Below are 11,004 nucleotides of genomic sequence, written 5' to 3'. Positions count from 1 at the left end.
CTAGCGGCCAATTTCATTCAAATCCTGGACCCGATATGGCCTACAGCGACCTGCGCGACTTCATGGCCCAGCTCGAAGCCACGGGCGGCCTGCGTCGCGTGGCGGAGCCCGTCTCGCCCCACCTGGAGATGACTGCGCTCAGCGACCGCGTGCTGCGCGCAGGCGGCCCGGCGCTGTTGTTCACCCAGCCCACGGGCCACCGCATGCCGGTGCTCACCAACCTGTTTGGCACCACAGACCGCGTGGCCCGCGCCATGGGCGTAGCCGACCTGCGCGGTGTGCGCGCCCTGGGCGAACTGCTGGCCACCCTCAAGGAGCCCGAGGCGCCGAAAGGCTTCAAGGACATGCTGGGCATGGGCCAGCTGCTCAAGACCCTGTGGAACATGGCGCCGCACACCGTGGCGCGCGGCGCACCCTGCCAGCAGGAGGTGTGGGAGGGGCCGGACGTGGATCTGGCCCGCCTGCCCGTGCAGCACTGCTGGCCTGGCGACGTGGCCCCGCTCATTACCTGGGGTCTGACCATCACGCGCGGCCCGCGCAAGGCGCGGCAGAACCTGGGCATCTACCGCCAGCAGGTGCTCTCGCGCAACCAGGTCATCGTGCGCTGGCTGGCGCACCGGGGCGGGGCGCTGGACTTTGCCGACCACTGCGCCGCCCACCCCGGCCAGCCCTACCCCGTGGCCGTGGCGCTAGGGGCCGACCCGGCCACGCTGCTGGGGGCTGTCACGCCAGTGCCCGATGCGTTGAGCGAATACCAGTTCGCCGGCCTGCTGCGCGGCGCCCGCACCGAAGTCACGCCCGCGTTGGGCGTGCCCCTGCAGGTGCCCGCCACCGCCGAGATCGTGCTCGAAGGTCACATCCAGCCCGACGCGAAACACGCCAGCGGCTGGCAACACGCGCTGGAAGGGCCGTATGGCGACCACACCGGCTACTACAACGAATGCGCCGAATTCCCCGTGCTCACCGTGGACCGCATCACGCTGCGGCGCGACGCGATCTACCACAGCACCTACACCGGCAAACCGCCCGACGAGCCCGCCGTGCTGGGCCTGGCGATGAACGAGCTGTTCATCCCGCTGCTGCAAAAGCAGTTCCCCGAGATCGTGGACTTCTACCTGCCGCCCGAAGGCTGCAGCTACCGGCTAGCGGTGGTCAGCATCCGCAAGGCCTACGCCGGCCATGCACGGCGCGTGATGATGGGCGTGTGGAGCCACCTGCGCCAGTTCATGTACACCAAGTTCATCGTGGTGGTCGATGCCGATGTGGACGTGCGCGACTGGAAGGACGTGATCTGGGCCATCACCACCCGCATGGACCCGGCGCGCGACACGCTGCTGGTGGAGCACACGCCCATCGACTACCTGGACTTCGCCTCGCCCGTGAGCGGCCTGGGCAGCAAGATGGGGATGGACGCCACCAACAAGTGGCCCGGCGAGACGCAGCGCGAATGGGGCAGCCCCATGGTCATGGAGGCCGCCGTGCAGGCGCGCGTGGACGGGCTTTTTACGGCGCTGGGCCTGTGACACCACCGCGCACCGCGGCGGTGCAGAGCTCCCCAGTCACGTAGAAGACAAGCACGCCCCGCGTTGTTTGCGACGATGTGCCAGCCCCGATAAAGAGGGCCCTGCACCGGCACCCACGGATGCCGGGATGCAGCACAGCGCACATCCCTAGGAGACAACGGCAATGCAGCAGCACCAGCCCGGCAGCATGATGGACCGGCCATTACTGGTTTCGGCCATCCTCGAACATGGCGAGAACCAGTACGGCGACCAGCAGATCGTCTCGCGCGACACCGATGGCAGCCTGCACCGCTACCGTTTTGCCGACATGGCCCGGCGCGCCCGGCAGCTGGCCAACGCGCTGCAGGCGCTGGGCCTGCGCCCTGGCAGCGTGGTGGGCTCGCTGGCCTGGAACAACCACCGCCACCTGGAGGCGTACTACGCCGTGTCGGGCAGCGGCATGGTCATGCACACCTGCAACCCGCGCCTGCACCCCGAGCAGCTGGCCTACATCGTCAACCACGCCGACGATGAGGTGGTGCTGTTTGACACCACCTTTGCACCGCTGGTGCGTGCCATTGCGGCGTTGTGCCCCCGCGTGCGGCACTGGGTGGCGCTGTGTGATGCCGAAATGCTGGGCACCATCGACCTGCAAAGGGTGCCCGGGGTCGAGGCCTACGAGACCCTGGTGGCCGGCCAGCATGACCGCTTTGTGTGGCCCGAATGTGATGAAAAGACCGGCGCAGCGCTGTGCTACACCTCGGGCACCACCGGCAACCCCAAGGGCGTGCTGTATTCGCACCGGGCGCTGGCGCTCAGTGCCCTGTCGGCCTGCATGCCGGGCGTGCTGAGCATCAGCGCGCGGGAGACCATCCTGCCCGTCGTGCCCATGTTCCACATCAACGCCTGGTGCCTGCCCTATGCGGCCCTGATTGGGGGGGCCAAGCTGGTGCTGCCCGGCCCGCGCCTGGATGCCGCCAGCCTGTACGAGCTGATGGAGACCGAGCGCGTCACCGTCAGCGCGGGTGTGCCCACCATCTGGATGGGCCTGATCCAGCATGTGGAGCAGCACGGGCTGCGCTTTACCACCATGCGGCGCACAGGCGTGGGCGGGTCGGCCATGCCCAAGGCGCTGATCGCCAAGTTCAACGACGTGTACGACGTGGAGGTGCGCCACGGCTGGGGCATGACCGAGACCACCGCCATCGCCACCATGAGCGTGCTGGGCGCGGCCGATGCCGAGCTGCCGCCCGAGGACCGCCATGCACTGGTCGCCAAGCAGGGCAAGTCGGTGTTCGGCATCGAACTCAAGCTGGTCGACGAAAACGGCGCCAGCCTGCCGCGCGACGGCGTGGCGCAGGGCGAGTTGATGGTGCGCGGCCAGTGGATCGTGGACCGGTACCACAAGGCCGAGCGTTCGGCGTTGGTGGATGGCTGGTTCCCCACGGGCGACATCGCCACCATCAGCCCGCAGGGCGTGGTGCAGATCCGCGACCGCACCAAGGACGTGATCAAGTCGGGTGGCGAATGGATCAGCTCCATCGACCTGGAGAACGCCGCTGTGGCGCATCCCGCGGTGGCCATGGCCGCTGTCATCGGCGTAAAGCACCCCCGATGGGACGAACGCCCGCTGCTCTTCATCGTGCGCAAGCCCGGCCAGTCGCTCGACAAGGCGCAGATCCTGGACTTCCTCGCAGAGCGTGTTGCCAAGTGGTGGCTGCCCGACGAAGTGCTGTTTGTCGAGAGCCTGCCATTGGGCGGCACCGGCAAGGTCCAAAAAAACGAGCTGCGGCAACGCCATGGCTCGGTGTTCGGCGGCGATTGACATCGCCCCACATTGACCCAGTTCCTACCCACCCACCCCACGGAGACACCCATGAACATGGTTCCCAGGAAATGGCCTCATCAATGGCTCAAGGCCGGCGCGTGCGCCGCAGCGCTGGTGATGGCGGCGCACGCCGGCGCGGCCGAGACGGTAAAGATCGGCTTCATCGATCTGCTGTCAGGCCCGTTCGCGCTCACCGGCCAAAGCTCGCTCAACCAGCTGCGCGAGGTGGTGGCGCAGGTCAATGCCAAGGCGGGGCCCAACGAGCCCAAGTTCGAGGTGATGGACTTCGACAACAAGGGCACGCCGCAGGAGAGCCTGAACGCACTCAAGGCTGCCACCGACCGGGGCGTACGCTACATCACCCAAGGGGGCGGATCGGGGGTGGCGCTGGCGCTGGTGGACGGCCTCAACAAGCTCGCCGAGCGCGATCCGGAGCGCGCCACCGTGTACCTCAACTACGCCGCCATGGACCCGCAGCTCACCAACGAGCGCTGCAGCTTTTGGCACTTCCGCTTCTATCCATCAAGTGAGATGAAGATGGAGGCGCTGACCACCTACCTGCAAGGCCGCAAGGATGTGAAGCGCGTGTACCTGCTCAACCAGGACTACACCCACGGCCGCCAGGTCTCCAAGGCCGCCAAGGAATACCTCGCGCGCAAGCGGCCCGACATCGAGGTTGTGGGCGATGACTTCATCCCCATCGCCCAGACGCGTGACTTCGCCTCGTACGTGGCCAAGATTGCCGCCACCAAGGCCGACACCGTCATCACCTCCAACTGGGGCAGCGACCTCACGCTGCTGTTCAAGTCCTCGCGCGACTATGGCCTGAACATCAACTACTTCACGCTCAATGCCAACAACCCCGGCACGCCCGCGCAGATCGGGCCCTGGGGCGAAGGCAAGGTCGGGGTCATCTGGAACTGGGTGCACAACGCCCCCACCCCCGAGCTCGAAAAGATCTACGTGGACTACAAGAAGAAGACCGGTGAAGACTTTGTGTTTGCCGCCCACTGGAACAGCGTGCACATGCTGCGCGAAGCCATGCGCAAGGCCCAGTCCACCGACGCCAAGAAGGTGGCCCTGGCGCTGGAGGGCATGACCTACAAGAGCCCCATGGGCGAGGTGCGCATGCGCAAAACCGACCACCAGCTTGAAGCCCCGCTGTACCTGGGCATCTGGGCCAAGCAGGGCAGCAAGGGCGTGAAGTACGACGCGGAGAAAACCGGCTACGGCTTCCGCTCCGAAGTGGCGTGGGACAACTACATCAGCGCCCAGCCGACGTCCTGCCAGATGAAGCGGCCATCCTGAGCGGGCGCAGCCCAGGCCCCGTGCGGGTGGCGGCGACTGCCTTCAATCCAGCCACCCCTTGGGCAACTTGTCCGCCTTTTTCTCCACCGGGTTGGCCGTGAGCCACTGCGCCGCGTACTGGCGCATGAACTCCTTGGCCTTTTCCGGCCGGGCCGTGAGCCACGCGTCGTACGCGCCTTCGTTCAGGATGGCGGGCATGCTCTTCTCGCTGCCGGGCTGGCCGTAGCGGTGCAGCAGCGCGTGGTTGTTGGCGTTCACCGTGAGCAGGCAGTAGCTGATGATCACCTCGCCGTCAGCGCCCAGCCAGCGCGCCCACAGGCCCGCCACGCCCATCGGCTTGCCGTCCACGCGCGCGACGCGGGTGGGCACGGCCTTGCCGCTGCGCAGGTCGTCCTCATAAAACGCAGCCATGGGCACGATGCAGCGCTGGCCGTTCAGCCATGCGTCGCGAAACGCCGTGCCGGTGGAGGCGGTGTCGGACTTGGCGTTGACCAGCTTGGGTGCACGCAGCTTGGCGTCGGATGCCGACTTGACCCAGTGCGGCACCAGGCCCCATTGCGCAGGCACCAGTACCCGGTCGGGGGCGGCGTTGCCGGGGGTGTCTGATGCAGTTGTTGATGGAGCGGTCTCCTCGGCCGGGCTCGTGGGCCCTTGTGCCAGGGCGGCGGCCGTCGCGGCATGCACGATAAACAAACCTGGCTTGCGGGGCCACAGGTGGCGTTCACCCAGCGCCGCAGGGGGCTCGACCGCAAACGCCTCGCGGTAGGTGTCGGCGTGTTGCAGGGTTTCGTAGTGGGTACTCATGGGGCCATGGTACCCGTGTGCAGGGGGGCGCTCAGCGAGATTTCAAGCAAAAGAGGCTGGTAGCGCTAGTGCAATATGCCTTGATAGCTATCAATAAAATAGCGCTGTGTTTGCCTCCCTGAGGGCGCTCCGGGCAGGCCGTGATGTGCGTCAAGCCCGTTGTCGCTTGCGTTGTGACGTGTGCTGGCGCTGTTTTCACAATGTCCGCATGGACTTCGCACCTTCCCCGCTGGCTCTGCAACTGCGTGATCGCCTGCTGGCGTTCATCGACCGTTATCTGCTGCCCTACAACGCCGCCTGGCATGCGGCCGTGGCCGCGCGCGACTACCCGCCGCCGTTCCTGGAAGACCTCAAGGCCCTGGCCCGCGAAGAAGGGCTGTGGAACCTTTTCTTGCCCACGCTGCGCGAGGACGAGCCGGGCACCCGCCTGTCCAACCTCGACTACGCACCACTGGCCGAGGCCATGGGCCGCCTGCCCTGGGCGGCCGAGGTGTTCAACTGCCAGGCGCCGGACACCGGAAACATCGAGCTGCTGCACCGCTTTGCCACACCCGCGCAGCGCGCCCGCTGGCTGGTACCGTTGCTGGACGGCCAGATGCGTTCGGCCTTTGCGATGAGCGAGCCCGACGTGGCCTCGTCCGACCCCACCAACCTGCAGACCACGGTGCGACGCGAGGGGGATGGCCTGGTGCTCAGCGGCCGCAAGTGGTTCATCACCGGCGCGGCGCATCCGCACTGCCAACTGCTCATCGTGCTGTGCCGCAATGCGGATGCCGATGGTGCAGACAGCCACCGCCGCCACAGCATGGTGCTGGTGCCCGTGGACACGCCGGGTGTGCAGATCGTGCGCAACATCCCCGTGCTGCACCACCATGCGCCCGAGGGGCATTGCGAGATCCTGCTGCAGGGCGTGCGTGTGCCTGCGGACCACCTGCTGGGCGACTGGGGGGCGGGGTTTGCGATGGCGCAGGCGCGCCTGGGCCCGGGCCGTGTGCACCACTGCATGCGCACCATCGGCCAGTGCGAACTGGCGCTGCGCCTGGCCACCGAGCGCGCGCTGGAGCGCACGGCGTTTGGCAAGCCGCTGGCCGATCAGGCCAACGTGCAGGAGTGGCTGGCCGATTCGCGCATCGAGATCGACCAGGCGCGCCTGCTGGTGCTGCACGCTGCGTGGATGCTGGACCAGGGCGAATCAGCCGATGCGGCGGACACGCGCGCCGTGCGTGCGCAGGTCGCTGCCATCAAAGTGGTGGCCGCGCGCCTGCAGCAGCGGGTGGTGGACCGCGCCATGCAGATCTTTGGCGCCATGGGCCTGTCGCCCGACACGCCGCTGGCCGCCTTCTGGACCTGGGGCCGCGCGCTGCGGCTGATGGATGGGCCCGACGAGGTGCACCTGCGCACCGTGGCGCGCCATGAGCTGGCGCAGGCGCGTGCGGCCCTGGAGGCGTCGGCGGCCTACTTCACCACCCCCGAGCAGCTGCGCGCGCCGCCGCACCTGAGTGCTTGAGCGGTCCGGCGTCTTTCAGAGAGAGCGTGCCGTCGATCGTGGCCCCTGAAGTGCTCCGTCTCCACTTGGCAGCCGGGGCGTGCTTGCCGATACTGTGGTCCCAGCCGCTGGCACTGAGGCCCCCACACCATGCACACCACCATCCCCCGCGCTTTCGTGTTTGCCGTTTCCTTCGCTGTGCTCTGCACTGCCCACGCCCAGCCCCAGAAGCTGCGGCCCGGCCTGTGGGAGAACAGCGTGACCATGAAAAGCCAGAGTGGCCAGCTGGAGGCCGCAATGGCGCAGATGCAGAAGTCCATGGCCAGCCTGACGCCCGCGCAGCGCAAGCAGATGGAGCAAGCCATGGCCCAGCAGGGTGTGAGCATGGGCCCCAGCGGCAACACCGTGAAGGTCTGCATCAGCCCCGAGCAGGCCGACCTGGACCGAATTCCGGCGCAGGAGGGCTGCACGCAGAACGTGCAACGCACGGGCCCCAACGCGGTGGCGATGACGTTCAGCTGCAAGGGCGCCCAGGGGCAGCCGCCCACCACGGGCGAAGGAACGATGACCTTCCAGGGCCCCACGGCCTACACGGGCAATTTCAAGGTCAAGACCACGTCGAACGGCAAGCCCGAGCAGATCGACATGGTGCAAAACGGCAAGTGGCTCGCCGCTGACTGCGGCACGATCAAGCCCGTGCGTTAGACCCTGCCGCCACGGTACGGTGGGCGGCAGGCGCCACCACCACGCGGTTGCGGCCCAGGGCCTTGGCGTGGTACAGCGCCTGGTCGGCGCGTTCCAGCGTGTGCTCCACGGTGTCTCCGGGCAGGTGCTGCGCCAGGCCGATGGACACCGTGAGGTGCAATGAGCCTGCGCTGTGGGCAATCTCCAGCGCCTGCACGGCCTGGCGGATGCGTTCGAGCAACTCGCGCGCATGGTCTGCCGAGGTGTCGGTGAGCATCAGCACAAACTCCTCGCCACCCCAGCGGGCCAGCACGTCGGTATCGCGCACACTGGCGCGCACCGTGCCCGCAAAGGCCTGCAGCGCGCGGTCGCCGGCAGCGTGGCCGTGCTGGTCGTTGATGGGCTTGAAGTGGTCGATGTCCAGCTGCGCCAGCAGCATCGGGCGGCCGCTGCGCAGGCTGCGGCGGTGCTCCAGCGCCATCAGGTCGAGCATGGCGCGGCGGTTGATGAGGCCCGTCAGCTCGTCGCGGGTGGCCAGTTCGCGGTTGACTTCGAGCGCCTGGGCCAGTGCCTCGCGCTGCTGCTGCAGTTTGGCGCGGATGCGCTGGATGCGCAGGTTCAGCGCAATGCAGCCGCTGAGCACGATGAGCACCATCAGCGCGTAGGCGGTATCGAGGTAGCCCGAGGCGTTGGCGTTGAAGCGCGAACTGACGCCGATGGCGCTGGCAAAGGCCAGCAGCGCATACACGCCAATGCCGATCACCTCGGCCACCGTGAGGCCGAAGGTGCCAAAGAACAGGATCATGGCCAGCACGCTGGGCACCAGCCCGCGCGCATCGCCTGCCAGCACATAGGCCACGGCGCCGCTGGTGATGGTCCAGACCATTTGCGGGATGGTGAGCGAGGGGTCGCGCAGGCGGGCGGTTTCGCCGGAGCGGATGAAGGCCGTCATGACCACCAGGCCGCCCACCGACAGGGCGGCCCACCATTGCACGGCGGTCTGGTCCACGGTGGTGCTGGAATGTGCCACCAGCAGCATCACGCCGGCGCTGCCTGCCATCAGCGTGAGCGCCAGCAAGGCCATGCCCACCAGCGTGCGCCGCCGAGGGTCGGTGGAGAGGATCACATCCTTGAGGCGCTGCCAGCGGGCGGGTGGGCGCAAGGTGGGGGGCTCCGGCCAGGAGAGAGGGCCGCGCGGCGCGCGGGCGGGGTGGCCCGAAACCCGTGTGATCCTGGGTTACCGGCCGGTCGGAGATTTTACGGTGAGGTAGTGCCGTGCGTATAGCCCCCCAGGGCTTGTCCGGGCCTTGACCAGGCCTGGGGCCCGCGTGGCGAGCCCGACCTGCGCGCGGGGTGTCGCGCTACAGCGTGAGCGCGGCCAAGGCGGCCAGCGGGGCCGTCTCGGCACGCAGCACACGCGGACCCAGCGTGACGGGGGCGAAGCCGTGTTGCAGCGCCAGGTCCTCTTCCGCAGCGCTCAGCCCGCCCTCTGGGCCCGAGAGGAACAGCACGGGGCGCTGGCCATCCGCGCTGCCCGTGGCCTCGCGCAGCGGCACGGTACCGGCCCGCAGCGACAGCAGCAGGCGCTGGGGAGTGTCCCGTGTCTCGGGAGATGTCAGGCCCTGCCCTGGTGAACGCAGCCAGCCTGCCAGGTCGATGGCGGCGTGCACCACCGGTACGCGGTTGCGGCCGCACTGCTCGCAGGCGGCCACGGCCACGGCCTGCCAGTGGGCGATCTTCTTGTCGGCGCGCTCGCCCTTGAGCTTGAGCACGCTGCGCTCGGCCACCAGCGGGGTGATGCTGGCCACGCCGAGTTCGGTGGCTTTCTCGACCAGCCAGTCCATGCGCTCGTTGGCGGTGATACCCGCCAGCAGGTGCACGGCGCGGGGCGCCTCGCGCTCGATGGCGTGGTGCGCCCCCACCAGCACGCGCACATCGCTGCGGCCCATCTTGACCACGGTGGCATCGAACTCGCCGCCCGGGTCGGCCGAGCTCTGGCCGCCGTGGAACAGCGTGATGCCGTCACCAGGCTGCAGGCGCAGCACCTGCACATGGCGTGCAGCGCCCGGCGGCAGGTCCAGCTCGGCGCCGGTGGCCAGGGGGGCCGGGCAATGGAAACGGGGCATTTGCTATCTTTGTAATAGCTGCTAGCGCATGATTTGTCTGCGCTTGAGCCGGTTTTTGCTTGATTTCTTGGGGCGTGCCGTGGATGCGGAGGGCTGTGGCTACATGCGGCCGTACGCAAACCCCACCACGGGCTCGGTGCCTTCGATCTGGTCCAGCATCTTGAGCAGCGGCCCCAGCTGGCGGTAGCGGTTGGCGGTGGCGCGGATGTAGGCGATGAAGCGGGGCGCATCGGCCAGGTACTTGGGCTTGCCATCGCGCAAGGTCAGGCGCGCAAAAATGCCCGCGACCTTGAGGTGCCGCTGCAGGCCCATCCACTCCACCGCGCGGTAGAACTCGCCAAAGTCATCGCCCCAGCCGCTGGCGCTGGTGGCGCCCAGCAGTCCGGCCTTGCGCGCCTTTTCCCAGTAACGCACGGTAATGTCGATGACGAATTCTTCTTCCCAGCTGATGAACGCATCGCGCAGCAGGCTGGCAATGTCGTAGGTGATGGGGCCGTAGACAGCGTCCTGGAAGTCCAGCACGCCCAAGGGGGCGCCCTGTTCGGCAGGTGCCATCAGGTTGCGGGTCATGAAGTCGCGGTGCACATACACCTGCGGGGCGGCCAAGTTGTGCGCCACGATGGCGTCAAAGGCGCTGCTCAAGGTGGCCTGTTGCTTGTCATCCAGCGTGACGCTGCGGTGCTGGGCGAGGTACCAGTCGGGGAACAGCGCCAGCTCGCGGCGCAGCAACGCCTCGTCGTAGGCGGGCAGCACGCCGGGGGTGGACGCCTTTTGCCACTGCAGCAGCACATCGGTGGCCTGCTGGTACCAGGCGTAGGCGTCCTGGGGTTTTTCAGGGTTCAGCCGCTCGATCACCGTCTGGTGGCCCAGGTCGGACAGCAGCATGAAGCCGGTGGGCGCATCAAACGCCAGGATCTGCGGCACGTTCAGCCCCGCGGCGGCCATCAGGCCCTGCACCTGCACAAACGGCTGGCAGTTTTCCTTGTCGGGCGGCGCGTCCATGACGATGCGGCTGGCGCCCGTGGCTGTGTCGATGCGCAGGTAGCGGCGGAAGCTGGCATCGGCCGAGGCGGGGCGCAGCGTGGCAGGCAGCAGCTGGTGGGGGCCCACGAGAGGCGCCAACCAGGCTTCGAAGGCCGCGCGACGGGCTGCATCAGGCCAGCTGACAGGGGTGGAGGCGGCGGGCGTAGCAGGTGCGGCCACGGTGGCGCCCAGGGGCTGGCCGGCGGGCGATGGGGGGATGGGGTGGCTCATGGATAATCCGAT

At 68.0% G+C, this 11,004-nt stretch carries 9 protein-coding genes; 5 read left to right on the top strand and 4 right to left on the bottom strand.

The genetic code is table 11. From position 1 onward, the window contains the following. The first annotated feature begins 35 nt into the window (after positions 1-35). From ubiD to N4G42_RS24330, 3 genes are all read left to right on the top strand, one after another. On the top strand, positions 36-1,523 hold the full coding sequence (ubiD, locus tag N4G42_RS24340; protein WP_260669000.1) for a 4-hydroxy-3-polyprenylbenzoate decarboxylase: 1,488 nt from the start codon (positions 36-38) through the stop codon (positions 1,521-1,523). A gap of 163 nt (positions 1,524-1,686) precedes the next feature. Continuing rightward, positions 1,687-3,327 carry a long-chain-fatty-acid--CoA ligase gene (locus tag N4G42_RS24335; RefSeq protein ID WP_260668999.1) on the top strand — a complete coding sequence of 547 codons (1,641 nt, stop codon included), beginning with the start codon at positions 1,687-1,689 and terminating at the stop codon, positions 3,325-3,327. Positions 3,328-3,378: 51 nt separating this feature from the next. Beyond that, positions 3,379-4,638 (top strand): branched-chain amino acid ABC transporter substrate-binding protein, encoded by a 1,260-nt coding sequence (locus N4G42_RS24330; protein WP_260668998.1) that lies wholly within the window; start codon positions 3,379-3,381, stop codon positions 4,636-4,638. 42 nt (positions 4,639-4,680) lie between these two features. On the opposite strand, the gene N4G42_RS24325 is transcribed toward N4G42_RS24330, so the two are convergent. Beyond that, positions 4,681-5,442: an SOS response-associated peptidase gene (locus N4G42_RS24325; RefSeq protein WP_260668997.1), complete on the bottom strand. Its 762-nt coding sequence runs from the start codon at positions 5,440-5,442 to the stop codon at positions 4,681-4,683. Between the two features lie 208 nt (positions 5,443-5,650). Here N4G42_RS24325 and N4G42_RS24320 point away from each other — a divergent pair, with 208 nt between their 5' ends. Together N4G42_RS24320 and N4G42_RS24315 are read left to right on the top strand one after the other, a co-directional pair. Next, positions 5,651-6,949 carry an acyl-CoA dehydrogenase family protein gene (locus N4G42_RS24320; RefSeq protein WP_260668996.1) on the top strand — a complete coding sequence of 433 codons (1,299 nt, stop codon included), beginning with the start codon at positions 5,651-5,653 and terminating at the stop codon, positions 6,947-6,949. Positions 6,950-7,078: 129 nt separating this feature from the next. Beyond that, positions 7,079-7,633 (top strand): DUF3617 domain-containing protein, encoded by a 555-nt coding sequence (locus N4G42_RS24315; RefSeq protein WP_108498178.1) that lies wholly within the window; start codon positions 7,079-7,081, stop codon positions 7,631-7,633. On the opposite strand, the gene N4G42_RS24310 is transcribed toward N4G42_RS24315, so the two are convergent. The 3 genes from N4G42_RS24310 to N4G42_RS24300 all read right to left on the bottom strand — a co-directional run bounded on the left by N4G42_RS24310 (position 7,617) and on the right by N4G42_RS24300 (position 10,992). After that, complete coding sequence (locus N4G42_RS24310) at positions 7,617-8,774, bottom strand: GGDEF domain-containing protein (RefSeq protein ID WP_260668995.1); 1,158 nt, start codon at positions 8,772-8,774, stop codon at positions 7,617-7,619. The genes N4G42_RS24315 and N4G42_RS24310 overlap by 17 nt on opposite strands. 199 nt (positions 8,775-8,973) lie before the next feature. Beyond that, positions 8,974-9,738, bottom strand: a complete 765-nt coding sequence (locus N4G42_RS24305) for a 16S rRNA (uracil(1498)-N(3))-methyltransferase (protein ID WP_121941420.1) — start codon at positions 9,736-9,738, stop codon at positions 8,974-8,976. A gap of 99 nt (positions 9,739-9,837) precedes the next feature. After that, positions 9,838-10,992 (bottom strand): aminoglycoside phosphotransferase family protein, encoded by a 1,155-nt coding sequence (locus tag N4G42_RS24300; RefSeq protein ID WP_260668994.1) that lies wholly within the window; start codon positions 10,990-10,992, stop codon positions 9,838-9,840. Between the last annotated feature and the right edge of the window lie 12 nt (positions 10,993-11,004).

This window comes from Acidovorax sp. K2F, assembly GCF_025246485.1.
In the GTDB taxonomy this organism is placed as follows: Bacteria; Pseudomonadota; Gammaproteobacteria; order Burkholderiales; family Burkholderiaceae_C; genus Acidovorax; species Acidovorax delafieldii.
Note: the sequence above shows the minus strand (reverse complement) of the source record. Positions and strands in the feature narration are given on the sequence as shown.